The sequence below is a fragment of the Pontixanthobacter rizhaonensis genome (assembly GCF_012972675.1).
GTDB lineage: Bacteria > Pseudomonadota > Alphaproteobacteria > Sphingomonadales > Sphingomonadaceae > Pontixanthobacter > Pontixanthobacter rizhaonensis.
On the sequence record NZ_JABCRE010000002.1, the window covers coordinates 694160 to 719888 of the forward strand.

At 55.1% G+C, this 25729-nt stretch carries 25 protein-coding genes and 1 tRNA gene; 16 read left to right on the plus strand and 10 right to left on the minus strand.

Annotated features, from left to right (window positions below; translation table 11 throughout):
• Positions 1-42: 42 nt before the first annotated feature.
• Positions 43-588, minus strand: coding sequence for a manganese efflux pump MntP (locus HKD42_RS03275; RefSeq protein ID WP_170010260.1), 546 nt, complete (start codon positions 586-588; stop codon positions 43-45).
• A gap of 296 nt (positions 589-884) precedes the next feature.
• Between HKD42_RS03275 and HKD42_RS03280 the strand changes: the two genes are divergently transcribed.
• The 10 genes from HKD42_RS03280 (at position 885) to HKD42_RS03325 (ending at position 10015) form a co-directional block, all read left to right on the plus strand.
• Positions 885-961, plus strand: a tRNA-His gene (locus HKD42_RS03280).
• A 73-nt stretch (positions 962-1034) separates the two neighbouring features.
• Complete coding sequence (locus HKD42_RS03285; protein ID WP_170010262.1) at positions 1035-2099, plus strand: Leu/Phe/Val dehydrogenase; 1065 nt, start codon at positions 1035-1037, stop codon at positions 2097-2099.
• A 68-nt stretch (positions 2100-2167) separates the two neighbouring features.
• The gene (gene ccmC, locus HKD42_RS03290) at positions 2168-2884 is read left to right on the plus strand and encodes a heme ABC transporter permease CcmC (protein ID WP_170010264.1); all 717 of its coding nucleotides are present in this window, start codon (positions 2168-2170) and stop codon (positions 2882-2884) included.
• A 152-nt stretch (positions 2885-3036) separates the two neighbouring features.
• The gene (ccmE, locus tag HKD42_RS03295) at positions 3037-3516 is read left to right on the plus strand and encodes a cytochrome c maturation protein CcmE (protein WP_170010266.1); all 480 of its coding nucleotides are present in this window, start codon (positions 3037-3039) and stop codon (positions 3514-3516) included.
• A complete protein-coding gene (locus HKD42_RS03300) occupies positions 3516-5462 on the plus strand; it encodes a heme lyase CcmF/NrfE family subunit (RefSeq protein ID WP_170010268.1) in 1947 nt (648 codons plus the stop codon). Before ccmE ends, HKD42_RS03300 begins: the two co-directional genes overlap by 1 nt.
• Entirely contained in the window at positions 5459-5989 is a 531-nt protein-coding gene (locus tag HKD42_RS03305) for a DsbE family thiol:disulfide interchange protein (RefSeq protein ID WP_170010270.1), read from the plus strand. Before HKD42_RS03300 ends, HKD42_RS03305 begins: the two co-directional genes overlap by 4 nt.
• Positions 5986-6396, plus strand: a complete 411-nt coding sequence (locus HKD42_RS03310; RefSeq protein ID WP_170010272.1) for a cytochrome c-type biogenesis protein — start codon at positions 5986-5988, stop codon at positions 6394-6396. Before HKD42_RS03305 ends, HKD42_RS03310 begins: the two co-directional genes overlap by 4 nt.
• Complete coding sequence (locus HKD42_RS03315) at positions 6393-7049, plus strand: tetratricopeptide repeat protein (protein WP_170010274.1); 657 nt, start codon at positions 6393-6395, stop codon at positions 7047-7049. Before HKD42_RS03310 ends, HKD42_RS03315 begins: the two co-directional genes overlap by 4 nt.
• Positions 7050-7148: 99 nt before the next feature.
• Entirely contained in the window at positions 7149-9074 is a 1926-nt protein-coding gene (locus tag HKD42_RS03320) for a potassium transporter Kup (RefSeq protein WP_246236699.1), read from the plus strand.
• An 11-nt stretch (positions 9075-9085) separates the two neighbouring features.
• On the plus strand, positions 9086-10015 hold the full coding sequence (locus HKD42_RS03325; RefSeq protein ID WP_170010276.1) for an alpha/beta hydrolase: 930 nt from the start codon (positions 9086-9088) through the stop codon (positions 10013-10015).
• 2 nt (positions 10016-10017) lie between these two features.
• Here HKD42_RS03325 and HKD42_RS03330 read toward each other — a convergent pair whose 3' ends face one another.
• The 5 genes from HKD42_RS03330 to HKD42_RS03350 all read right to left on the minus strand — a co-directional run bounded on the left by HKD42_RS03330 (position 10018) and on the right by HKD42_RS03350 (position 15329).
• The gene (locus HKD42_RS03330) at positions 10018-10680 is read right to left on the minus strand and encodes an inner membrane-spanning protein YciB (RefSeq protein ID WP_170010278.1); all 663 of its coding nucleotides are present in this window, start codon (positions 10678-10680) and stop codon (positions 10018-10020) included.
• Positions 10680-11603 carry a signal recognition particle-docking protein FtsY gene (gene ftsY, locus HKD42_RS03335; RefSeq protein WP_170010280.1) on the minus strand — a complete coding sequence of 308 codons (924 nt, stop codon included), beginning with the start codon at positions 11601-11603 and terminating at the stop codon, positions 10680-10682. Before ftsY ends, HKD42_RS03330 begins: the two co-directional genes overlap by 1 nt.
• The gene (locus tag HKD42_RS03340) at positions 11600-12784 is read right to left on the minus strand and encodes a MiaB/RimO family radical SAM methylthiotransferase (protein WP_170010282.1); all 1185 of its coding nucleotides are present in this window, start codon (positions 12782-12784) and stop codon (positions 11600-11602) included. Before HKD42_RS03340 ends, ftsY begins: the two co-directional genes overlap by 4 nt.
• Complete coding sequence (gene dapF / locus HKD42_RS03345; RefSeq protein WP_170010284.1) at positions 12781-13587, minus strand: diaminopimelate epimerase; 807 nt, start codon at positions 13585-13587, stop codon at positions 12781-12783. Before dapF ends, HKD42_RS03340 begins: the two co-directional genes overlap by 4 nt.
• 71 nt (positions 13588-13658) lie before the next feature.
• Positions 13659-15329, minus strand: coding sequence for a putative bifunctional diguanylate cyclase/phosphodiesterase (locus tag HKD42_RS03350; protein WP_343042151.1), 1671 nt, complete (start codon positions 15327-15329; stop codon positions 13659-13661).
• A 167-nt stretch (positions 15330-15496) separates the two neighbouring features.
• Between HKD42_RS03350 and HKD42_RS03355 the strand changes: the two genes are divergently transcribed.
• On the plus strand, positions 15497-15931 hold the full coding sequence (locus tag HKD42_RS03355) for an EVE domain-containing protein (RefSeq protein WP_343042152.1): 435 nt from the start codon (positions 15497-15499) through the stop codon (positions 15929-15931).
• A gap of 283 nt (positions 15932-16214) precedes the next feature.
• On the opposite strand, the gene HKD42_RS03360 is transcribed toward HKD42_RS03355, so the two are convergent.
• Positions 16215-17564: an MFS transporter gene (locus HKD42_RS03360; RefSeq protein WP_170010286.1), complete on the minus strand. Its 1350-nt coding sequence runs from the start codon at positions 17562-17564 to the stop codon at positions 16215-16217.
• 139 nt (positions 17565-17703) lie between these two features.
• Between HKD42_RS03360 and pgsA the strand changes: the two genes are divergently transcribed.
• Positions 17704-18312 (plus strand): CDP-diacylglycerol--glycerol-3-phosphate 3-phosphatidyltransferase, encoded by a 609-nt coding sequence (pgsA, locus tag HKD42_RS03365; RefSeq protein ID WP_170010288.1) that lies wholly within the window; start codon positions 17704-17706, stop codon positions 18310-18312.
• An 11-nt stretch (positions 18313-18323) separates the two neighbouring features.
• On the opposite strand, the gene HKD42_RS03370 is transcribed toward pgsA, so the two are convergent.
• The 3 genes from HKD42_RS03370 to rnd all read right to left on the minus strand — a co-directional run bounded on the left by HKD42_RS03370 (position 18324) and on the right by rnd (position 20996).
• Positions 18324-18701 carry a PilZ domain-containing protein gene (locus HKD42_RS03370; RefSeq protein ID WP_170010290.1) on the minus strand — a complete coding sequence of 126 codons (378 nt, stop codon included), beginning with the start codon at positions 18699-18701 and terminating at the stop codon, positions 18324-18326.
• A 112-nt stretch (positions 18702-18813) separates the two neighbouring features.
• Positions 18814-19710, minus strand: a complete 897-nt coding sequence (locus tag HKD42_RS03375; RefSeq protein ID WP_170010292.1) for a LysR substrate-binding domain-containing protein — start codon at positions 19708-19710, stop codon at positions 18814-18816.
• Positions 19707-20996, minus strand: a complete 1290-nt coding sequence (gene rnd, locus HKD42_RS03380; protein WP_170010294.1) for a ribonuclease D — start codon at positions 20994-20996, stop codon at positions 19707-19709. The genes HKD42_RS03375 and rnd overlap by 4 nt, the downstream gene beginning before the upstream one ends.
• A gap of 176 nt (positions 20997-21172) precedes the next feature.
• Between rnd and aspS the strand changes: the two genes are divergently transcribed.
• The 4 genes from aspS (at position 21173) to fabF (ending at position 25726) form a co-directional block, all read left to right on the plus strand.
• Entirely contained in the window at positions 21173-22957 is a 1785-nt protein-coding gene (gene aspS, locus HKD42_RS03385; RefSeq protein WP_170010296.1) for an aspartate--tRNA ligase, read from the plus strand.
• A gap of 100 nt (positions 22958-23057) precedes the next feature.
• The gene (locus tag HKD42_RS03390; RefSeq protein WP_170010298.1) at positions 23058-23987 is read left to right on the plus strand and encodes a tetratricopeptide repeat protein; all 930 of its coding nucleotides are present in this window, start codon (positions 23058-23060) and stop codon (positions 23985-23987) included.
• A gap of 91 nt (positions 23988-24078) precedes the next feature.
• A complete protein-coding gene (locus HKD42_RS03395) occupies positions 24079-24318 on the plus strand; it encodes an acyl carrier protein (protein ID WP_170010300.1) in 240 nt (79 codons plus the stop codon).
• 148 nt (positions 24319-24466) lie between these two features.
• A complete protein-coding gene (fabF, locus tag HKD42_RS03400) occupies positions 24467-25726 on the plus strand; it encodes a beta-ketoacyl-ACP synthase II (protein WP_170010302.1) in 1260 nt (419 codons plus the stop codon).
• Positions 25727-25729: the final 3 nt, after the last annotated feature.

The following is a 25729-nucleotide window of genomic DNA, read 5'->3' on the forward strand; positions in this document are numbered from 1 at the left end:
CTATTATTGTGGGAGGGCAGGCGGGCGCTTTAACGTCGCAGATCAGGCAAGTACGTGTTCGATCAAGATACCTGCGCCCAGAGCGATCAGGACAATCCCGCCGATGATTTCAGCGACCTTACCCATATTGCCCGATGCCCGGGTCCCAAGCCAGTAGGCTGGAATGCACAACATGGCAGTCACCAAACCGATGATAAGACAGGCGATCCAGATAGAAGGACCCAGCAGCGGCAAAGTGATGCCAGCTGCGGCGGCGTCTATACTCGTGGCAACCGCTGCGATTATCAAACCTGTATAATGCGAGCGGGCCGTTCCCGGCGTGTCATCTTTCCCGTCCCGTGCTGCATCTACCAGCATCTTGGCCCCTAGAAAGCTGAGTAGGGCAAAGGCGATCCAATGGTCGATAGCTGCAATCGCATCAGAGATCACCACGCCGGCACCCCAACCAATAAGCGGCATAAATCCTTGCGCTGCGCCAAACACGGCACCTGTTTCAATTGCGCGAAAAACGCTGTGTTCACCCTTTGCGCCGCGCACCATGGCAACCGCAACGGCATCCATAGCGAGGCCGACAGAGAGAATGATCAAAGCAAACATGGCAGGCCGTATTAGTGTGACTGTCAAAACTAAGAAAGGCGCCAACTCAGCCTGAAGCCACCAAAAGGATTCGGTTGCGAGTAAGGAAACCGATGCCGGTTCCCGTCGCTCACTTTTTGACCACGTAACAATCTTGCGTAAATTTCGTTGTAACGCAGTTTTCGCTTTCAAAAACCGATAAGCTATGCAATTGGCGCAGCCCCGCATCGGAAGCGGCTTGACCCATGGCGAACGGGCCTTAACAGGCCCCGCTAGGCGGCATTTTCGATATGCGGGCCGGATGTGTGGCGACCGTAGCTCAGTTGGTTAGAGCGCCGGTTTGTGGTACCGGAGGTCGGGGATTCGAGCTCCCTCGGTCGCCCCATCATCCTTCCCTTCGATCATCGCCGCCTTATTGTGCGCGCTGCACCCGCCGCGCGAGAAAAAGGCTATGTGCGATGACTGCGTTCTGGACTGAACCCGATTTTGACGACCATGAGCAAGTACAGCTTGTGCGTGACCGTGCATCGGGCCTTACCGCAATTATTGCGCTGCATTCGACCCATCTTGGACCGGGTGCTGGCGGGACACGCTATTGGCATTACCCAGAGCCGAAGGATGCGATTCGCGACGCGTTGCGTCTAAGCCGCGGGATGAGCTATAAAAACGCGATGGCGGGCCTTCCGATGGGCGGCGGTAAAGCAGTTATTCTGGCCGACAAAAGTGGTGAGAAAACTCAGGCGTTGCTCGAAGCATTTGGCGATACTGTCAATGCATTGGGCGGCCGTTATGTGACGGCGGAAGATGTCGGTATCAGCGAAGCAGACATGGTCACTGTGTCTACACGTACCCGCTACGTATCCGGTTTGCCTGTATCGGGTGAGAATGCCGCAGGCGGCGATCCCGGCCCATTCACGGCGATGGGTATTTATCATGGTATTAAGGCAGCCGTGCAGCACAAGCTTGGCAAGAGCAGCATGGACGGCGTCCATATTGCCGTTCAAGGCACCGGCAGTGTCGGTAGCGGTTTAGCCCGCCTGTTGGCGCGTGATGGGGCCAAGCTTACTCTGGCTGACATTCACGCAGACCGCGCGGCAGGTCTAGCCCGCGAATTGGGTGGAGAGGCTGTCTCAACAGACACTATCATGGGCGTTCAATGCGACGTGTTCAGCCCCAATGCGCTGGGTGCTATCTTGGATGATGAGGGCATTGCGAGGTTGCAGGCACCGATTGTGGCGGGCGGGGCGAATAACCAGCTCGCGCGGCAAGGGCACGGCGCGAGAGTGGCTGAGCGCGGCATTCTTTACGCGCCAGATTATGTGATCAATGCAGGTGGGATCATCAGCGTTGCAATGGAATATCTGGCCAAGCGCCAAGGTGAGCCAAGCGACATCAATGAAGTACGCAAACGCATCGCCAAGATCCCGGAAAGACTGCAAGAAATCTGGCAACAAAGCGAGGAAACCGGGGTCTCATCAGACGCGGTTGCCGATGGAATGGCGCAAAAGCTGATCGGTCGCTGATTCTGACCCTTGATAGCGCTGGAAAGCCCTGCCAAGACTAGAACAGTTATTCGGGTGTTAGACCTTCCATGCACGGCTTTGCCAATCCCAAACGGTTTCTTTCCTTAGCGCGCTGGTTAACCCCGCTGCTGCTGGTCAGCGGGCTTGTGGTTACCGGGGCTGCATTGATTTGGGGCCTGTATTTTGTCCCGCCAGATCGGCTGATGGGCGAAACTGTCCGTATTTTATTCATCCATGTGCCTGCTGCTTGGCTGGGTATGGGCGGTTGGACAGCCATTGCGATCTCCAGTCTGGTGTTTCTGGTGTGGAAGCACCCGCTTGCCAGCTTGGCAGCGCGCGCTGCTGCTGTTCCCGGAATGGTCTTTACAGCGATCTGTCTGGTTACCGGTTCAATTTGGGGCCGCCCCACATGGGGCACATGGTGGGTGTGGGATGGCCGGCTCACTTCGATGCTCGTTCTGCTGTTCCTCTATTTTGGCTATATCGCGCTGTCACAAGCCGTCAGCCGTGAAGGCGGATCAAGTAAGATCCCAGCGATCTTTGGCCTTGTTGGAGCCATCAACATCCCGATTATCAATCGCTCTGTTGTATGGTGGAATTCGCTGCATCAGCCGCCCAGCATTACGATGGGCAAGAGCGCGATTGATGCAACATTTATGATCCCGCTCATGATCGCGGTGGTGGGGTTCTCGCTGATATTTGGCGGGATTGTCCTAGCGCGGATGCGCACGCTTCTGGCAGAGGTCCAGGCCGAGGCGCGGTTGCGCCGCAAGGCTTTGGGTTAGGGCTGGCTGGACGCAATGCGGGAAAATCTGGATCAGTGGGACTATGTCCTGGCATGTTATGTAATCGGTGTTCTTGCCACAGTGGCGACTATGGTATGGTCATGGGCAGCTATGCGGCGCGCAGAAAAACGCCGCGATGAGGTGAAACGAAAATGACAGGCAGCGGACAAACTGGTCTGAAAGCCAAACATCAAAGGTTGGTTCTGGTGGTGATTGCTTTGGTGGCGATCATCGGTGCAGGCCTTCTTGCGGCCTATGCGCTGCGCAATGAAGTGAACTATTTCTATTTGCCCAACCAGATGGCGGCAAATCCGCCTGAAGTGGGGCAAGCTGTTCGATTGGGCGGCATGGTGCAGGAAGGTTCACTAGAAACGCTGCAAGACGGCATTACCGTGGCCTTTGTCGTGACAGATCAAGAAAATGCGGTCGTCAATGTACGCTATTCGGGCATTTTGCCTGACCTGTTCGTTGAAGGTTCTGGCGTGGTTGCGGATGGACGCTTGGGCGCCGACGGGGTGTTCGTCGCGGATGAATTGCTCGCTAAACATGACGAGAATTATGTACCGCGCGAACTGCAAGAGCTGGAGCAGCACAAGGCCGCCGAAACTCTGGCAGCGACAGAGAGTTACTGATGGCGGCCGAGCTCGGCCTTGCCGCCTTATGGCTCGCTGCTGCTTTGTCGGTGTTGCAGCTGATTGGCGGCGCGCTGGCGCAGCGCGATACGAATAGTGATTTGGCGAAGCTGGTTCGCCCTGCCGCCGTTATGCAGGGATTGCTGGCCGGTTTTGCGTTTCTGGTGTTGCTCTATTTGTTTGCAGTTACCGACCTATCGGTAAAGCTGGTCGCAGCCAATTCGCATTCAGACAAGCCGATGATCTTCAAGCTGGCCGGGGCGTGGGGCAATCACGAAGGCTCAATGCTGCTGTGGATCACCGTTATGGCACTGGCAGGCGGTTTGATCGGCTTTGTTGAACGGCGTTTACCCGAACAGACGATGCAAGCGACATTGGCTGCACAGGCGTTTGTTGGGCTTGGTTTCTATGCCTTCTTGCTGCTGAGTTCCAACCCGTTTGAACGGCTGCCCGAACCGGCGATGGAAGGGATGGGGCTTAACCCCTTGTTGCAGGATATTGGTTTGGCGTTTCATCCGCCGACACTGTATTTTGGCTATGTCGGCCTGTCTGTGGCCTTTAGCTTTGCCGTGGGCGCGCTGCTTACCCGGCAAGTGAACCCGGATTTTGCCCGGGCGATGCGCCCTTGGGTACTGGGTGCGTGGATTTTCCTGACTCTGGGCATCACGGCGGGCAGCTATTGGGCCTATTACGAGCTCGGCTGGGGCGGCTGGTGGTTCTGGGACCCGGTTGAGAATGCTTCCCTCATGCCGTGGCTTGCAGCGACTGCATTGCTTCATTCGGTCAGCGTGCTTGCGGCCCGCGATGCTTTGCGGACATGGACTATCATGCTGGGCGTGGTGGCATTTTCGATGTCTATGCTGGGGACATTCCTGGTCCGGTCGGGCATTTTGACCAGCGTTCACGCTTTTGCTGCCGATCCGGAACGCGGGACTTTCATTCTTGGTCTGCTGATTTTGTATATTGGCGGTGCATTGCTGCTGTTCGGCCTTAGGGCCAGCAGCATTTCAGAAGGGGACCGGTTCTCCGTCACCAGCCGTGAGGGCGCGCTGGTATTTAATAATGTCATGTTGAGTGCGATTTTGGGCATTGTATTGCTGGGCACACTCTATCCGCTTTTAACCGAAGCGTTCGATGTGCGCGTTTCGGTTGGCCCACCATATTTTAATCCTGTTGGCGCGGTCTTTACGATCCCTATGCTGATGGTGATGGCGGTGGGGCCGTTGCTCCGCTGGCGGCAAGATTCGTTCACCCGCGTAAAATGGCCGATCATCATTTCGGCTGTGGTGATGGTGGCCGTGCTGGCGCTGGTCGTCATTCTGGGATCGTACAGCATTCTTGCGGATCTTGGTTTGGCAGTCGCTGTCGCTTTGGGAATAGGCAGCTTCATGCCGCTGCGGGGCCGTAATCTGCTGCGGGTCCCGATTGCGACCTGGGGCATGGTGGTCGCGCATTTCGGGATTGCTGTCGCGCTGTTCGGGATGGCCAGCGAGTCGGCATTTTCTGAAGAAAAACTGGCTGCGATTTCGGTTGGGGAAAGTACCCAGGTTGGCCCATGGCAAGTCACATTGGATGCAGTCGAGCCAGTGGCAGGCCCGAACTGGACAGCGATTCAAGCCAATTTGGGCGCCAGCTATGACGGCGGAACGTCAATTGAGCTAACGCCGCAATCGCGCAATTTTTGGGCTCCGCCGCAGGAAACAACTGAAAGCGTTTTGGCAACCCGTTGGAACGGGCAACTATACGCCGTGGTCGGCAACGAAGCGGGTGATGGCAGGTGGCAATTGCGGCTGTGGTGGAAGCCATTTGTGACGCTGATATGGTATGGCGGCATATTGGTCGCCTTGGGCGGCCTGCTGGCACTGATTGGCCGGGTTAAGACAGACTTGAAACGCCGGTATGTGGTGAAGAGAGCCGGTGACCGGCGCGCGGAGGCCGCATCGTGAACAAGCTCTGGATATGGGGGCCGCTTGGGCTGTTTTTGATGTTCAGCGGACTGGCGGCGTATCAATTGACGCAGCCCAAAGACGAATTTGTTCAAAGCACAATGATTGGCAAGCCGATCCCAGATTTTGACCTGCGACCCGCACATCAAGACCGGCCGGGATTGGCGATTGCAGACTTGAAAGATGGTAAGCCCAAATTGTTGAATATATGGGCCAGTTGGTGCGTGCCATGCATTGCGGAGGCACCGCACCTTGAAGCGCTTAATCGGGCGGGGGCAGAAATTGTCGGTGTCGCGATCCGGGATCGTCCGGCAGACGTCGCGCGATTTTTGGCGCAGCATGGCAACCCTTACACCCGGATCGGCGCTGATGATCTTTCCGAAGTGCAATTGAGCGTCGGCTCGTCAGGGGTACCCGAAACGTTCGTGGTGGATGGTAATGGGATCATTCTGCACCAGCATATCGGTGATGTCCGTGCGGAACATGTCCCAATGCTGCTGCAAAAGCTGGCGGAGGCAGGGGCATGATGAGGTTCATTCTCGCAATCTTATCGGCCGCGCTGATCGTTATGCCGGCATCTGCGCAACAAACTTTACCGCCAGCGCCGCTTGCTTACGAGCAATTGTCTGATCCAGCTCAAGAAGAAGCGGCCCAAGCGTTGATGGAAACACTGCGCTGTCTGAAGTGCCAGAGTCAATCGATTGCCGATAGCGATGCACCGATGGCAGGGGATATGCGCCATCAAGTGCGTTCGCGTATTGCTGCTGGTGAGGAACCCGAAGCCATCCGTGCTTGGTTGGTAGAGCGGTATGGAGACTATGTCAGTTACGCGCCGACCGTCAGCAATACGACATGGCCGTTATTCGCGATTCCATTACTGTTATTGATTGTCGCGGGTGTCATCATCCGGCGCCGCGTGGGGAAACGGTCATGAGCTTTATTCCCATTTTGGCCTTGGCGGCTGGGGTGTTCCTGTTCGCTACCTTTGCGCTGAAACTGCCGCGTGCTGGCTGGACGCTGTTTGGTGCAGCTTTGTTGTTTGGCCTTACCGGTTATGCTTTGCAGGGTTCGCCGGGATATGCGGGGGCGCCAAAAAGCGGTGCGCCCGCACTATCGGAAGACAATTTCGCCATGATTGATGCCCGCCGGGAGTTTTTCGATCCGACCACTGTTCCCAGCCGCTTTGTGACGGTTTCAGATGGTTTCTCCCGCAATGGCCAGTTCCAAGATGCCGCCAATATGCTGCGTAATGCGGTTGCTGAAAATCCGGGCGATACAGAAGCGTGGGTGGCGTTGGGTAATGCAATCATCGAGCACGCAGACGGGACGCTGACACCGGCGGCGCTCTATGCCTATTCGCGCGCAGACCGTATATCCCCTGGGCATCCCGCAGCTTCCTATTTCCTGGGGGTAGGTTTGTTGCGTTCCGGCCGGCCCGGGGAAGCCCGTGGAGTGTGGGCCGATATGCTGGAAAATGCCCCAGAAGACGCTGGTTGGAAACCGCAATTGGAAGATCGCCTTCAGCGGCTTGACCAATTGCTGACGCAAATTGGCCCGCAAGGCCCTGTTGCCGTTCCGGCACAGTGAATTTTCCCGCAGTTGCAGCATAGTTTGGTTGCTGCTAGGCGCGCTGCCTTTCCGGTCGCCATGGTGACGCCGGAGTAATGCAGTCGGGATAACCGATTTATGAGCGAAACCGCGAAGCACGTTGTTGCCGCCCCTCCGGGCGCACAAGCTGGCCATAGCGCGACCTCCACCAAGCTGGCGGTCGGCGCGATTGGTATTGTGTTTGGCGATATCGGCACGAGCCCGCTATATGCCTTTCGCGAGACCTTTGCGGGCACCGCCAATGTAGCGATCGACCGGATGCATGTGCTGGGTGTTGTGAGCCTGATCTTCTGGTCGATGCTGCTGGTTGTGGCGATCCAATATGTCACGATCCTGATGCGCGCGGATAATAAGGGGCAGGGCGGCAGCCTCGCACTCGTTGCGCTCCTGTCGCGGCATATGGGCAAGTCGAGCTATGGCTGGCTGGTCATCCTATTGGGCGTGTTTGCGACTTCGCTGTTCTACGGTGACAGCATGATCACACCCGCAATTTCTGTGCTTTCAGCGGTTGAAGGTCTTACAGTCGTGGACGCGGGATTGCAGCAATATGTGATTCCTATCGCGTTAGGGCTGCTGGTCTTCCTGTTCATGCTCCAAGCGAGGGGGACGGCTAAGGTCGGGGCCTTGTTCGCGCCAGTGATGATCGTGTGGTTTCTCGTTCTTGCGCTGCTGGGCGGATGGCAGATTATGCAGAACCCCGACATCCTGTGGGCGCTAAATCCGTATTATGCGGTGATGTTCTTCGTAACTGATGGCTTTGTTGCCTTCCTCGCACTTGGCGCTGTGGTGCTGGCTGTGACAGGTTCTGAGGCGCTTTATTCCGACATGGGCCACTTTGGGCGAGGGCCAATGCGTTTGAGCTGGTTCGGCTTTGTCATGCCGTGCCTCCTGCTCAACTATTTCGGCCAAGGCGCGATGATTGCAGGCCTACCGGCAGAGGAAGCCGCTGTCGTCGTCCAGAACCCGTTCTTCTTACTAGCGAGCGAAGAGTGGCGCCTGCCGCTCGTTTTCCTTGCCACCGTCGCGACTTTCATCGCGAGCCAAGCGGTGATCTCCGGTGCGTTCTCGATCACGCATCAGGCGGTGCAGATGGGCTTCATGCCGCGCCTCTCTATCCTGCATACGAGCGAGACCGAAGGCGGGCAGATATACATTCCGTTCGTGAACTGGGCGCTGATGGTCGCGGTCATCATCCTGGTGTTGACCTTCCAAAGCTCTTCTAACCTTGCGAGTGCTTACGGCATCGCGGTGACCGGAGCCGTCACGATCGACACGCTCTTAATGGCGGTCCTGTTGGTCGGCGTGTGGAAGTGGAAGTGGTGGTATGCTGCGCCCGTCGTGATCCTGTTCTTGATCGTGGACGGGGCGTATTTTGCCGCAAACCTGACCAAAGTGCCCGATGGTGGTTGGTTCCCGCTGCTGGTGGGCGCGATTACCTTTACCCTGCTGACGACTTGGGCGCGCGGTCGCAAATTGATGCGCGAGCGGATGGGCGAAGTGGCTCTGCCGATGGAGATATTTGCGAAATCAGCCAAAAACAGCGCCACGCGCGTTCCCGGCACTGCGATCTTTATGGCATCGGCCAAGGGCGGGGTGCCATCCGCGCTGCTGCATAATATCAAGCACAATAAGGTACTGCACGAGCGGGTGGTGATCCTGACGGTCGAGATTGCCGAGATACCCTATGTCGACCCGGAGAAGCGGTGCGAATATCATGATCTGGGTGACGGCTTCTTCCGCGGCGTTCTGCATTATGGCTTCATGGAAGAAACCAACGTTCCCGAAGGTCTGAAGAAAATGGACCGCTGCGGCGGCGAATTTGACATGATGCAGACCAGCTTCTTCCTGTCACGCCAAACATTGCTGCCATCGGACAAGCCGGGAATGCCGATCTGGCGCGAGAAGATTTTTGCATGGATGCTGCGCAACTCAGCAACCGCAATGGAGTTCTTCAGATTGCCGACCAACCGTGTGGTGGAGCTAGGTAGTCAGGTGCGGATTTAAGGGGCTGCTAATTGCGACCATCATTTAATGGGCATCCATCCTGGCTGGATTACCGTTCCATTGTCCGGCAAGAATTCTCGATTGATCTTCCAGAAGAGATCGCAGAGCACTGGTGTAGAATTCGCGGTCACGATATCCGCATAGATGAGTGGCTGCCTGATGGAGAGCCGCTTGGAACAATAGTCTGCGTGCACGGCGCCGGTGGCAATGGACGTATTCTGGCGCCATTTGCCAAAGCCTTTCAGCAAGCAGGTTGGCGCGTGATTGCGCCGGATTTGCCCGGATACGGCATGACGCAGACTGTGGCTGGTCATGAATGGTCATATGCAGATTGGCCGCTCGTTATTGCTGATTTGGCCAAAGTTCAATCGGGCAAAGTTGTCCTTGCCGGGGCCTCTATGGGAGGATTGACGGCAGTCTATGCAGCTCAGCATGTGCAAGATTTGGCAGGCGTTATCGTTACAACCCTAATCGATTTGGCGGAGGAAGAGACCTTCGTAAAAGCTGCCCGCTGGAAGCTTTTGGGCCGGTTGTCGATATTCGGCATGAAAGTTATGCCGTTCTTGCTTGATCGTTTGCCGCTGCCGTTGTCCGCCGTTGCGCCGCTTAAAGCGATGAGCGCGAACCGCGCGATGCAAAAATACTTCCAGACGGACCAGTTTTTGGGAAGGAATTGGCTTCCTGTTAAGTTCTGGCGGAGCGTCCATAATTACCGTATCTCCCCCATTCAGCTCGATTGCCGATTGCTATTGGTTCATCCGGGTAAGGATGATTGGACACCATATTCGGTCAGTCTTCAAATATACGATAGGATCGGCGCTGAAAAAACAGCTGTAAAGCTGAGCAATGGGAGCCATCTCCCGCTCGAACAGCCCGCATATGACGAGATGTGCTCGGAGCTTGGCTCGTTCCTGCAGGAGCTATCTGCTGCTGATCTGTGAACTCAATCTGCTTGGCCAGATGCATTTTCGCCAACATCCAGACCATTCTTCAGCAGCATCGGTATCTGGCTGAAAGTGAACAGGAATGTCAGCGGCATAAACACCCAGAATTTGGCCCAGAGCCATGTCTCAAAAGTGCCATTATCAACATTGTAGAAATAGCGCAGGGCCTCATTGAGCGCTGCGAGAGCAAGGAAGAATACACCCCAGTTGCGCGACAGTTTGAGCCAGCCATTGTCGCTTAACCCCTCGAATGCAGCTTCGAGCAGGATTTTCAGCATCGCCTTTTGCTTCATATATCCGACCAGCAAAATGACCCCGAAGGCCCCATAAATAATGGTCGGCTTGAGCTGTACAAAGGTCGGGTCACCGAAGAAAATTGTCAGCGCACCAAAGCCGACAATCAGCGCCGTCGAGAAAAGCAACATCGGGGAGACTTTGCCCAATTTCCATTTGGAAAAGGCCAGTGCGATTACGGCTGCAACCATGAAGGCGAGCGTACCTTTAATCACCGCAGCAATCTCTGCAACGGCCTCACTTTCTTCGGGCGAGTAGTATTTATAGACGCCGAGGAAGACCACGAGCGGTCCATAATCGACCGCTACATTCAGCCAGCCGGAACCCTTCTTGGCTTCTGCCGGTGTCTCAGTTTGTGCTTCTGTCATCAGGCCACTCCGGCAATAACGCGCGCGACCAGATCGGGGTCGAACGGGCGCAAATCATCTATTTTTTCGCCTACACCAATCGCGTGGATCGGCAGGCCGTATTGTTCCGCTGCGGCGACCAGCACCCCGCCGCGCGCTGTTCCATCCAGCTTGGTCATGATCAGCCCGGTGACGCCGGCAACCTCTTTGAAGGTTTCAATTTGGGCGAGGGCGTTTTGGCCATTCGTCGCATCCAGAACGAGCACGACATCATGGGGGGCTTCTGGGTTCAGGCGGCCCAGGACTTTGCGGATTTTGGCGAGCTCATCCATCAATTCGCGCTTGTTTTGAAGGCGGCCAGCAGTGTCGACGATAAGCGCATCAATGCCTTGATCCGTCGCTGCTTTTACACCGTCAAACACAATACTGGCCGGGTCACCGCCTTCTGCACCGCGAATGATTGGGACACCGATCCGCTCCGCCCATGTTGCCAATTGCCCGATCGCAGCAGCACGGAATGTGTCCCCGGCCGCCAGCATCACGCCGTAATCATCTTCCTGAAACAGGTGAGCCACTTTGGCGATAGTCGTGGTCTTGCCGCTGCCGTTAACACCGATCACCAGCAATACTTGCGGGCGAGGGAAAGCGACAACTTCCAACGGTTTGGCAACAGGACGCAATATTTCAGCGATTTCTTCCGCTACGGCTTCTTTCAGCTCTGTTTCGGTCATGCTGAGACCGAATTTCTTATCCGACAGTTTCTGCCGAATACGCGATGCCGCCGAGGGGCCCAAGTCCGACAGGATGAGAGCATCTTCAACATCGTCCAGCGTGCTATCGTCCAGCTTCGCAGTGCTGACCACGCTGGTGAGGTTTTCAGACAAGCGCTCCGACGTTTTGCGGAATCCGCCAAACAGGCGATCTTTCCAGCTAGTCTCACTCATTGCAGTAAACCTTTGTCGAAATGGGTCGGCGTTATGGTTGTTATTGTGCCCGCCGATACGCCTTCAGGCACAGCAACTCTTACGAAGTTGGGCGCATAGCCGGTGCCATCGCGTTCTGCGAGGACTGAAAGCGGTTTACCCACCTGATCGGCCAGCCAGCGATTGCGCTGCGTCGCCACATCTTGGCGCAATTCCGCGGCACGCCGCTTGATAGTCGGGCGTTCGAGCTGCGGCATTCTTGCAGCCGGGGTGTTCGGGCGCGGTGAATAGGGGAAGATATGACCGTGCACTATCTCCAGTTCATGAATGATGGAGCGGTTGGCGGCGTGCATCGTATCGTCTTCGGTGGGAAAACCGGCGATTAAATCAGCACCAATCGCGATATCCGGTCGCCGCGCCTTGATCCGGGACACGAGTTCTACCGCGTCGGCGCGCAAATGCCGCCGTTTCATGCGCTTCAGAATCATATCGTGGCCATGTTGGAGCGAGAGGTGCAAATGCGGCATCAGGCGCTGTTCGCTGCAAAACAATTCTTCCAACACGGGATCAACTTCAATTCCGTCAAGCGATGACATTCTCAGCCGTTGCAAGTCCGGAAATTCGTTCAGGATGGCTGCGATCAAACTTCCCAGGGGCGGGGTGCCAGTGAGGTCGTGCCCCCAAGAGGTTACGTCGACGCCGGTAAGAACAATTTCCGGCGCGCCTTGGTCAAGATGCCGTTCAACCTGCCGCAGCACGTCCAGAATGGTCATTGATCGGCTTTTGCCGCGCCCCTGCGGGATTACACAGAATGTGCAGGCATGGTCGCAGCCGTTTTGGACAGCGATAAATGCGCGGGTCCGGGCCGGAACGTGGGGCGGGGCGTCCAGTGGCACATTCCAGGCACGCGGATCAAGTTTACGCGTATTGGCGATCAGGCCGTCCACCTCTGGCATCGCGCTCAATTGTTCGCGTTCAATGTCAGCCGCGCAGCCGGTAACCAGCAAACGGGCATCAGGCTTCGCCTTACGCGCTTTGCGGATGGCTTGGCGGGTCTGACGGACCGCTTCGGAGGTGACAGCGCAGCTGTTGATCACCACCACATCGTCTTCACCAGCCAGCATCGCTTCGATCTGTTCGCTTTCCGAAATGTTCAAGCGGCAACCGAGTGAAACTACCTTGTCAGAGCGTGCGGCAGTCATGCGTAATCATCCCATTCGAATGATCCGCGATACGACTCTGTCGCCGGGCCTTCCATTATAATCGAAGATCCTGCTTCCCATTCTATCGTCAGCACCCCGCCGGGAAGCCGCACTGTCGCTGGTGATGCCACAAGACCTTGCCGGATGGCAGCCACAGCGGTGGCGCAGGCCCCCGTTCCGCAAGCCTTGGTTAGACCAACGCCGCGTTCCCACACCCTTAGATGGATTGTTCCGTCGCGAATATCGGCGACGTTCACATTGATACGTTCCGGAAATAACGGGTCGTGTTCGATAATTGGGCCAAGCCGGTCGAGGGGTACAGCTTCGCTATCCCTGACAAAGAAGATCACATGGGGGTTGCCAACGTTGACCGCCGCCGGAGTGTCGAGGTCGTCCCACGAAACCGGCATTGCAGAGGTATCCATCGGATAGTCTAACGGGATCGCATCCCAGTCGAAGCGTGGAGGCCCCATATCGACACGCGCGCCGCCCTTGGTTGGGGACAATTCAATAATCCCGCCGCTGGTCTCAACCCGTGCCTGCGCGCCGTGCAATAGAGCCACCGCGCGCGAGGCGTTGCCGCAGGCTTCGACTTCGCCGCCATCGGCATTGAATATCCGCATGGCAAAATCTGCTGTGTTTGATGGCTCCAGCACAATCAGCTGATCACAACCAATCCCGGTGTGCCGATTGGCCAATGCGGCGGCCACAGCTGATGTCAAATCGGGCAGCGAGTTGCTCCGCCCGTCCAGCATGATGAAATCATTGCCTAGGCCATGCATTTTGGTGAATGGAATGCGCATCACAGATGCATCTATGCATCACCTGCTGCGCCGTCCAGTCGCTAGGTGAAAATTGACCCGATCAGGGCGGATTACGCGCGTTGTCGCAATTCTGTGGGGGGCTGAGTATCTACTACAGTATTAGCCGGCACAATGTGGCTTTCGGTCTCAGCCGGTTTTGCCAGCAAGTCGTCCGCCGCCAGCCGTTCCCGCACTTTGGCGGCAGTCTCCGGACGGCCATAGAGGTAGCCTTGCCCTTTCATCTGCCCTTTGCCTTTTAGCGCTTCGAGAATGCGTTGATCTTCAATGCCTTCCGCAGTGATCGGCATATCCAGACCATCGCCGAGCGAGATGATCGCATTGACGATTTTCTCGCACGCATCTTCTGCGTTGAGCTCACCGACGAAGCTACGATCAATTTTCAACCGGTCAAATGGCAGCGTGCGCAATTGAGAGAGGCTGGAATAGCCGGTGCCAAAATCATCAAGGCTGATCTGGACGCCCTGGTTCTTCAGACTGGTGATCATCGACTTCACCACACCGATATTCTCATGCAGGCAGCTTTCGGTGATCTCGATTTCCAAACGCTGTGGCGGGAAATTGTGTCTTACCAGCAATTTGAGCAGCTTTTGAGAGAACCACGGATCCCTCAATTGGATGGGTGAAATGTTGACCGACAGCGTTATGGTGGCATCCCACTCTTTCGCATCCAGCAGCGCTTGTTCGATTAGCTGTTCAGACAGCGGGGCAATCACTCCCAATTCTTCGGCAACCGGAATGAAAATAGCGGGATTGACGAGGCCGAGCTCTGGCGAATTCCACCGTGCGAGCATCTCGAACCCAACGATCTTACCCGAGGTCAAATCAATCTGTTGTTCGTAATAGGGCTCAAATTCGTTTTCCAGAATACCGCGTTTAATCCCCGATTCCAGATCGTTACGGAAACGCAGTTCCTTTTCCATAGAGGTTTCAAACCAGAAATATCGGTCTTTGCCCTGCTTCTTGGCGTGATACATTGCGATGTCGGCACGGTGCATTATCGCTTCACCATCCAGCAATGTGGTATCATCTGCCGGTTGTACCAGATTGGTCGCAATCCCGACGGAAATCGTTACTTCCACCGGATAGCCATCGATTTTCATGGGCTTGGAAACAACTGAGTTGAGGCTGCTTGCGACCTGATCAACCACGTCGGGGGCGTTTTTGTCAAACGTAACCACACAAGCGAACTCGTCACCGCCCAAACGCGCCAGAATTCCATCTGTGGGCAGAACACTTTTTAGGCAGTTTGCAGTTTCTTTCAGCAATCTGTCGCCAACCTTGTGGCCGTTCAAATCATTGATTTGCTTGAAATTATCGAGGTCGATCATCAGAAACGCAACCGCCTTATTTTCCGCAGCAGCTTTTTCGATCAGCTTGTCAGTCTCCGGGGTAATACTGCGGCGGTTCAGGCAGCCGGTAAGAGGATCGGTCTCGGCAAGGAATTGCGCGCGTTCTTCGGCCTTCCGGCGCTCTTCGATCTCGGCAATCAACTCACGGTAGCGCCGCATTCCAAAAATGATCAATGCGACATTGAGCAGCAGAGCATTCATCAAAATCGCATCAGGAGCGGACGTGCCTGTTGACCAGCTGCGCAATACTTGCGGCAGAACGGCGCTGCCCGTTCCCAAGAACATAATGATCGCTGCGACTGCGATACCCAAGGCGACAACGTCGCGATTGGCACGTTTGCGCGTGTCCGTGGGTTTCTTCGTATTTTCCACTCTATTCCCCTTGCGGACAAATGCCCGCCAGCGACTTGGTTGGAGCCGCAGATTTTACCGCTAGATACATGCCCTGAATAAGTCGTTAATCTAGAATAGGCTGGACTGGAGATATGCCCGAGGAACGGCTACCTTTGGCCCTCTTGTAATCGCGCTAGGAAGCTGCTGTGCCTCGTTATTGGCTGATGAAGTCGGAGCCCAACGTCTATGGTTGGGATGATCTGTTAGAAGAACAAGAAGGTACTTGGGACGGTGTCCGTAACCACCGCGCCAAGAACAACATGATCGCGATGGATGTCGGCGACCAAGTGTTCTTCTATCATTCAAATATCGGTTTGGAGATTGTCGGTATTGCCGAAGTGAGCGTTACTGGCATCAAAGACCCGACCGATCCAGAAGGCAAGTGGGACTGCGTAAAGATCAAACCCGTACGTAAATTGGCAGCGCCGGTCACTTTGAAACAAGTGAAGGCAGAGCCGCGCCTGGCGGATATGGAATTGGTCAGGTTGATGCGGCTGTCCGTTAGCGAGGTAACGCCAGAAGAATGGGATATCGTATTGGCTATGTCCGAACAGAACGCAAACGGGCACCAGCAAGCGTAGCATCAACGAACAGCCTTAACGTCCCAAGCTGTGACAGCCGTGATTGAGCAGCAGCGCTATAGTTAGCATTCCGTTAACAGCGCCATCATGAGACGATCACTTGTACTGACAGACGAAACCGCGGGCCATCCATTTCTGGCATCGCTTCCGCCGCATATACGGACGGATGCGATACCGTTGAAGGCTCGACCCAAGCTCCGCCTGACACGGGCGGATATACGCGGCTTTGCTCTCGCCTATTTGGGGTGTTTTGTGGCGGTATCTGTTTTTATTGCATGACGCGCTAAAGCGCAGCGGCAGCTTGCACTTCGGCCTTAAATAAACGGCGCCCCAGCCAGGCCGAGATCAAACACATCACTGCACTCACCAGAATTTGCTCTGTGATGGGAATACCTGCTGCGGTGAGCGCCATGGATAACAGCGCGCCGCCAACCATTGCGCCGGAATTGACGATATTATTAGCGGCGATTGTCCGCGCTGCCTGTTCTGGCTTCGCTCTGGTGGTTAGAAACGCGTAAAGCGGAACCACGAACATTCCCCCGGCAACAGCAATACCTAGCAGTGTGAGCAGCAGGATGGTTGCCATCGGCCACGCCAAAAATTCGCTGACTGACAATAGCTGTTCTGGTTGATCCGCTTCCCAGATTTTGGTGACCAGATAAAACGCCACCACAAACAGTCCCATGACAATCACGGATATCGGTGAATACCGCGCGGATACTGTGCCCTTCAACAGGGTATTGATCGCGACCGAACCGGCCGCCACACCAACGGAAAAGACGACCAGGAACAGGCTGGCGACTTCTTTGCTGGCCATAATCGTATTTTTGGCGAGGGGCGGGAACTGGATGAACAGCACCGCGCCGATGGTCCAAAAGAAACTGATCGCCAAAATTGCGAAGAAGATTTCCCGGTTCAACATTGTTTCGCGAATGAGATTTGTTGACGCGCGCCATATGTTCCAGTCGATCTTCTCAAGCGCTCCTTGCCGCGGTGCATCGGGGATTTCGCGGCTGACGAAATACCCCGCAATCGCGGTTCCGATGATGCCGATGGCTGCCCATTCCACGGGAATCCACCCGGCAAGAATGGTCCCTGAAAGGATCGCAACATATGTGCCTGCTTCGACAAGGCCTGTGCCTGCTAGCACCTCCTCTTTACGCAAATGCTGGGGAAGGATGGCATACTTAATCGGGCCGAGGAATGTGGATTGAACGCCCGTTAAAAAGAGGGCGAACAACAGCAGGACAATCGGAAATGTGGTGTTGATGGTCGTAAAGCCCAGCGGGATCGTCACCGGCATCACATAGCCCTGCCACGCCAGCAGCAAGCCTGCGCTGCCGATAAGCATCAGGATGATTTCGCACGCCTTTACCTTACGAACGATTGCGGCCTTGTCGTACATATCTGCAAGTTGGCCAGCTAAGGCAGAAAGCACAAAGAACGGCAGAATAAACAGGCCCGACGCGACTGCGCTGAATAGGCCTTCTGCTTCCTCTGAATCGTAGATGCTGTACACTACGAACAGCACCATAGCGGTCTTGTAAAGATTGTCGTTGAACGCGTTAAACAGCTGGGTCACGAATAGCGGCAGGAAACGCCTGCGGCGCAAGAGATGCGTCGTTGTGGTCATAAAGCCCCAAATGTCTAATTTGCAGTCGGTGTAATGGTTTGGTCAAAATGGACAAGGGCAAACAGTCTGGCGCAAAGGGTGGGACAAGCTCGTTCTAGTGCTTTTACCCCACGGCCTAGTTCGCTAAGGACCGCGCATCATGCTGACGCTACCCAACATCCTGACGCTTTCGCGCATCGTGGCCGTGCCGTTGCTGGCCTTTCTTTTGTGGTGGCCAGATTGGCAGTTGGGCTATGCTCTGGCGGTCGTGCTGTACGGGTTAATGGCGATTACGGACTATTTTGACGGGTATCTGGCCCGATCAAGCGGCGCGGTGTCTAAGCTGGGTATCTTTTTGGATCCGATCGCGGACAAGATAATGGTGGCTGCGGTCATTCTGGTTCTGACCGCGCAAGGCTTCTTAAGGGGGCCATATGTCGGCGATTTGCATGTCGTTGCCGGGCTGATCATTCTGGTGAGAGAGATCGCTGTTTCTGGACTGCGAGAATTTCTAGCCGGGCTTAAAGTGTCCGTCCCCGTCACCAAATTGGCAAAGTGGAAAACGACTTTGCAGCTGGTCGCGCTCGGGGCGCTTATCGGGGGCGGTGCCTTACATGGGCCGCCGCCAATTTCCGTGGAAGACGCAGCCAAGCCATTTTCAGAACAATGGATGCATCTGGTCGGCCTTGTCAGCCTATGGGGCGCTGCCGCTTTAACCGTGATAACCGGCTGGGATTATTTGCGGGTTGGTCTCAAACATATGGACTGACCCGTGGTCGGTCAGCCAACGCCGATTTCGGGTAACAAATTATTGTTGGGCTCCGAACCGATAAGGGGGATACCGAAACGATCGCGCGGGTCGTGCTGGTCGAAGTCCTCTTGGCTGCTGGAGAAGCCGAAATACTCTACGACTCGTTGATGCAGAACCGTCTCAAATTTGACACCGGCGTTGCGGCCGACTTTCCAGACAATCTTCCCCGGTACGGCGCCCAAGTCCTTTAGAACGACGTCAATGCTGTCGCCTTCTGACGCTGCGATATTTCCGGTTTCGATCATGCAGCCGCCGCTTGATAAATTGTACAGCATGACAAAGTCACGAACGTCGTCGATGACGCATTCGATTTCTTGGTCGACAATAAAACGGTTGTAGGAACGCATGATCTGACCCTTCTTCACCCCGCCGATTTTTCGGCCTAGGTGTCGTTACATAACCTAACATTTACCAATAAACTGTGAATCGGGCGGTAGCGGTCGGCTGACTGCGCCTGACTCAGCCGATGCGAAGCTCTTCCGCCAGAAGCTTAAACTCTTCTGCTCGAGGAGATCTTTTTCGCCAGACAAGCGCGATTTCACGGCTGGCATTGGCTGCCCTTAGCGGGCGAGCGATGATATCCGTTCCCGTAAGTATGCCGGCATCAATCGCCATTTCAGGCAGCATTGTAACACCCAGCCCATTGTCGACCATTTGCACCAATGTGTGCAAGCTTGTGCCGATCATCGTCGCGCTTGCGCTCAATTCTGGCCGGTTACAGGCAGCTAAGGCGTGTTCTTTAAGGCAGTGACCATCCTCCAGCAGCAATAGCTGCCCTTCATCAAGCATAGACGGGGGGATGCTTTCAGGCGGATCGCGTGGTTCATCCTTTGGAAACGCGACAAATAACGCGTCACTAGAAATCGGCTCAAAATCGACTTCGCCTGTCGGGAACGGTAGAGCCAACAAGACACAATCGGCCCGGCCATGATGCAGGGACTCGATGGCATCGGTGCTGGTTTCTTCGCGGAGGAATAGCTTCAGGGAAGGGCGCTCCTGCCGCAATCGCGGCAAAATGCGTGGTAACAGAAATGGGGCAATTGTCGGGATTACACTCATCCGTAATTCACCCGATAATGGTTTGCCCGATGCTTGAACCAATTCGCTGAGCTCTTCTGCTTCACGTAAAAGCCGGTGGGCCTTGGCGACCACGGAATTGCCCAATGGCGTAAACCGCACAACCCTGCGGCTGCGTTCCACCAGCGTCACTCCCAGTAACGTCTCTAATTCTCTGATGCCGGCAGACAGCGTCGATTGGGATACAAAGCTTGCTTCAGCCGCCCGGCCAAAATGGCCGTGCTCATGCAAGGCAACCAAATATTGCAGTTGCTTTATTGTTGGCAGATAGGTGCTCACTCAGGCGCAGCTTCTTCTGATGGGGCCTCTTCAGTAGCGGCCTCGCCTGCTGCTACTGGGTCGGTTGCAGCCTCAGCGCCACCCTCCGGGGCTTCTGTTTCCGCTATAATATCAGCACGCATATCGTCTGCATTGCTCATTACCAGCTTGCCATTCTTTACCGCAAAGCCGGTTTTCCCTTCGACCAGTTCAAGCGCATCTTTGCCGAACACTTCGTAACGCCAGCCGTGCAATATCGGCAGATCGCGTATCCCCGCAGCGAGAGCTTCCAGCTCGTCAGATTTGGTCAGTAATCGGCTGGCAACGTCAATCTCGCGAGATCGGATTTTGAGCAATAGCTTCAACAAATCCGCAACCAATGCGCCTTCTTTACCAAGTGGCGCACCGCGTTTCGATTTGGTCGGCATTTCATCTTTTGGCAGAGGCTCTGCGCCTGCAAGCACATCCATCAACCGTTTACCGATATCATTTTCGCGCCATGCATTGGACAGGCCGCGAACTTTGGCAAGATCTGCCTGTTTTTTGGGTGGGTGGCTGGCCACGTCAGATAGGGTTTCATCGCGCATGATGCGCCCGCGGGGGATATCTTTGTGCTGGGCTTCGCCCTCCCGCCATCCGGCCAGTGCTTTCAGACGGCCTAAAACCTGCGGATTGCGTCCGGCTGACCGGATACGGCGCCATGCATTATGCGGATCATGCCGGTAATTGGCCGGGTCTGCCAGTTTTTCCATTTCTGCATTGAGCCAGGCCCCGCGGCCTGTCTTAATCAGCTTCTTCAGCATCATCGGGAATATCTTCGCGAGATGCGTCACGTCGCCGATCGCATATTCGATCTGACGGTCGGTCAATGGTCTGCGGCCCCAATCGGTAAAACGTGCGCCCTTATCAACAGTGATCCCCAGCCAGCTTTCGCACAAATTGGCATATCCAATCTGCTCGCTCTGGCTGATTGCCATCATTGCGATTTGCGTATCGAAGATAGGATGCGGCGTTTTGCCAGTTAGATTATAGATGATTTCCACATCTTGCCCGCCAGCGTGGAAAATTTTCAAAATGTCTTCATTCTCGCACATGAGATCAAGCAGGCTGGTCAGATCAATGCCGTCCGCCATTGGATCAATCGCCGCAGCTTCTTCCTCATTGCCGATTTGAACAAGGCATAATTCCGGCCAATATGTGTTTTCGCGCATGAATTCGGTGTCGATGCACACGAAGTCGGATTGTGCGAGGCGAGCGACCAATTCATCAAGAGCCTCGGTCGTCGTAATCAAATCATGTATTTTCATAGTACTTTTCTGTATGCGGGCGGAGTACCGCCACTCGGGAGTCGCATCAGCGTTCTGTCACCTTGACAAAACCCCGCAGTTCCCCTGTTAGCCCGCGCATAGCCCAAATGAGATTTATGCGGGTGCGCAGATATTGCGCTCCTAGCGCCATAGTCCGAAAATTGGAAAGATTTTAGATGCACGCCTATCGTACCCACAACTGCGCAGCTTTGACCGAGGCCAATGTTGGCGAAACTGTGCGCCTGTCCGGCTGGATTCACCGCAAGCGCGACCATGGCGGTGTGTTGTTCGTCGATTTGCGCGATCATTACGGTCTGACGCAGATTGTTGCTGACGAAGATTCTCCTGCGCTGCCAATTCTGGATGGCCTACGTGTTGAAAGCGTCGTCACGATCGATGGCGAAGTTAAGGCGCGGGCGGAGGGTACAACCAATGCCAACCTTCCGACCGGTGATATTGAAGTGTTTGCGCGGTCGGTTACGGTTCAGTCACAGGCGAATGAACTACCGCTGCCGGTTGCGGGGGAGCAGGAATATCCTGAAGAAATCCGCCTAAAGTACCGTTTTATCGATTTGCGCCGCGAGCGGGTGCACGCCAACATCATGCTGCGCAATCAGGTGATCACATCGCTGCGGGGCCGCATGACGGCGCAAGGCTTTACAGAGTTTCAGACCCCGATCTTGGGCGCTTCCAGCCCGGAAGGCGCGCGCGATTATCTGGTCCCGAGCCGTTTGCACCCCGGCAGCTTTTACGCTCTGCCGCAAGCGCCGCAAATGTTCAAACAGTTGCTGATGGTTGCCGGTTTCGACCGCTATTTCCAGATTGCCCCCTGTTTCCGCGATGAAGATTTGCGTTCGGATCGCAGCCCTGAATTTTACCAGCTCGATCTGGAAATGAGCTTTGTCACGCAGGAAGATGTGTTCCAGGCCTTGGAACCTGTACTTGCGGGTGTTTTTGAGGAATTTGCAGACGGCAAAACTGTAACCCCTGCCGGCGAATTCCCGCGCATTCCGTATAAGGAAGCGATGCTGAAATATGGCAGCGATAAGCCCGATTTGCGCAATCCGCTGTTGATTTCTGATGTCACCAGCCACTTCACCAAGTCGGGCTTTGGCCTGTTTGAGAAAATCGTTGGCGGGGGCGGGGTGGTCCGCGTGGTTCCTGCACCGAAAACCAACGAGAAAAGCCGCAAGTTCTTCGATGATATGAACAATTGGGCACGCGGCGAAGGTTTTGCCGGTCTTGGCTATGTCACGCGCAAGGGCGGCGAGTTTGGCGGACCTATCGCGAAGAACCACGGTCCAGAGCTGATGGCGAAGCTCTATGAGGAACTGGGCCTTGGCGATGATGACGGATTGTTCTTTGCCGCTGGTAAAGAAAAAGAGGCCGCCAAATTGGCAGGCGCAGCTCGTACTCGCTGCGCGGAGGAACTTGGCCTGATCGAAGAAGGTTGTTTCAAATTCTGCTGGATCGTCGATTTCCCGATGTTCGAATATGATGAAGAGAACAAGAAAGTCGATTTCAGCCACAACCCGTTCTCCATGCCGCAAGGCGAGATGGAAGCACTGGAAACGCAGGATCCGCTCGACATTCTGGCCTGGCAATATGACATTGTCTGCAATGGTTATGAGCTGTCCAGCGGGGCGATCCGGAATCACAAGCCGGAAATCATGTACAAGGCTTTTGAAGTCGCGGGTTACGACAATGCGACCGTCGATAAAGAATTTGGCGGTATGATCGAAGCGTTCAAGTTGGGCGCGCCGCCGCATGGTGGTTCTGCGCCAGGTATCGACCGGATCGTAATGTTGCTCGCGGATGAGCCGAACATTCGCGAAGTGATCGCGTTCCCGCTCAATCAGAAAGCGCAAGATTTGATGATGGGCGCGCCTAACGGGGTATCCAACCAGCAATTGCGCGACGTGCATATTCGTGTTGTTGAGCCGCCTAAGCCCGCATCTTAAGAACGCTCCACCTTAACGATAGGGCGCTTCATCCTTCATTGCAGGTTCAATTGATTGTTGGCTAAATTACCGCACAGCAATCAATTGTAGGGGGTGAATTATGAGTGGCCGTAGCGCATTGTGTACAGGGGTTGCACTGGCAGTCGCTCTGGTCCCCGTGGCCGGTTTGGCAGAGACTTTGCCGGTTTCAGGGATATATCCCGCGGCAAATGATGGCGCGGCCACATTGAACACTATCGCGGTCGAGAACTTCAGCGGTGAAAGCGGTACCGCTTTGTCTTTTGCAATCACTGATGTGTTGGACAATGCCATTGTGGGCGGCGAACCGTATTTTCAGGTCGTACCGGTAAGCGATGATTTGATTGATGCCGTTATGCGCGGTTCTGCCGGGTTTGATACCATCGAGACGGAGCTTGATGACCGCGAGGTGACCAAATGCGAAAAGCGCGACAAAGACAAGAAATGCATCAAAGAGAAAATCACCGTCTACGAGTGCAGTGAACTGGAAGTGACTTTCTATCCGCATATCCGGTTGATCGCCACTGACGGCACAGAGATTTACGCGAAGCGAGATTCGCTAACAGAATCGGATAGCTCATGTGAAAACGATTCGTCCGTACCATCTGCGCGTGAATTGCTGGATGGTTTGATTGGCAGTTTCGCATCACGTGTACGATATGATCTTGCCCCTGTGTTCAGGGATCAGCAGTTGCGTATTATGGAAAGCCGTAAGGGGCTGAACAAGGCTGATCGCCGATTATTTCGAGAGGCAGTGAAGCTCACCAAGTCGGATATTGGTAAGTCATGTCAGGGGTTTGCAGCTCTTGAAAGTGCCAATCCAGGCCATGTGTCTGTCTTGTTCAATATGGGGCTATGCGCAGAGGGACGGGGAGATCTGGTTGCAGCTGAGGCATATTACGAACGGGCCTTGCAGGTTGAACCGGGCAAAGATTACCCTATCTTAGGGTTGAAAAGGATCGCTGATCGCCGCCGTGCGGACGCTCAACTCAAACTTCATTGGGGTGAGTAACATTCTGTGAGCGTATCCCCCTTGCCACAGCGCCCGCCGTTCATTAGGGCGAAAGAATAATTTCTAACCCCCAAATTCTGAGAGGGAAAATATGTCCGATACCGCTGATCGCGTTTCCAAGATTGTTGTTGAGCACCTTGGTGTTGAAGCAGACAAAGTGAATCAAGAAGCAAGCTTCATTGATGATCTTGGTGCTGACAGCCTCGATATCGTTGAGCTGGTAATGGCGTTCGAAGAAGAATTCGGCGTTGAAATCCCTGACGATGCAGCCGAAAAAATCACCACTGTTGGTGATGCAACGAAATTCATCGAAGAGCACAATAAAGGCTAACGCCTACTCCCGCTGTGCTCGCCCGATAGCCATCTGATTGGGCGTCGGCGGGAAATTGACAGGCTCGGCCCCGATGGGTCGGGCCTGTTGAGTTTTTGGCCGAGATATCCGGCCGAAACAATTGATCTGATTGGTTTTGGAGAAAAGAATGCGCCGCGTTGTCGTTACTGGACTTGGTCTCGTTACTCCTTTGGGCGGTGATGTAGAGACTTCTTGGGCGAACATCCTTGCAAGCAAAAACGGTGCGGGGCCGATCACCCATTTTGATGCATCAGACCAAAAATGCACGATTGCGTGTGAAGTGAAGCCAAAAGACCATGAATACGGCTTCGATGCGGATAAGCGTGTTGATCACAAGGTTCAGCGCCAAGTTGATCCTTTCATTGTGTACGGCATAGATGCCGCCGGTCAGGCTTTGGAAGACGCCGGCCTGGAAGATATGAGTGATGACCTCAAAATCCGGACTGGCTGTTCAATTGGCGCCGGTATTGGCGGTCTTCCTGGTATTGAGCGTGAATCGATCGTGCTCAAGGAACGCGGCCCTGGCCGTGTAAGCCCGCATTTCGTGCATGGGCGGCTGATCAATCTCATTTCCGGCCAGGTATCGATCAAATACGGCTTGATGGGCCCCAACCATGCTGTGGTAACGGCCTGTTCCACCGGCGCGCACTCGATCGGTGATGCGGCGCGGATGATCCGCGACGATGATGCCGATATTATGCTGGCGGGCGGGGCGGAAAGCACCATAAACCCGCTGGGTGTTGCCGGTTTCGCTCAAGCGCGTGCTTTGAATATGAGCATGAATGATCGGCCGACTGAAGCCAGCCGCCCGTATGACAAGGACAGAGATGGCTTTGTTATGGGTGAGGGGGCCGGTGTGGTCGTGCTGGAAGAGTATGAGCACGCCAGAGCGCGCGGGGCGAAGATTTACGCTGAAGTGGTCGGGTATGGCCTCTCCGGCGATGCCTATCACGTCACGGCTCCGCATCCGGAAGGCAAGGGTGCAGAGCTTGCGATGAATATGGCGCTGCGCAAGGCCGGCATGGCGGCCGGTGATATCGACTATGTCAACGCACATGGCACTTCAACGATGGCCGATACCATTGAGCTGAGCGCGGTGAAGCGCGTGCTGGGTGACGATTTGAGCGGTGCTTCGATGAGCTCTACCAAGTCCGCGATTGGCCACCTGCTGGGCGGTGCCGGCGCGGTGGAGGCGATTTTCTGTATTCTCGCCATCCGCGACCAGATTGTCCCGCCGACACTCAATCTGCAAAACCCTGACGAAGGCACGGACAACGTTGATTTGGTTCCGCTGGTGGCCAAAAAACGCACCGTTAATGCCGTTTTGAATAACAGCTTCGGTTTTGGCGGAACAAATGCCAGCTTGGTCATGAAAAAGGTCGATTGAACC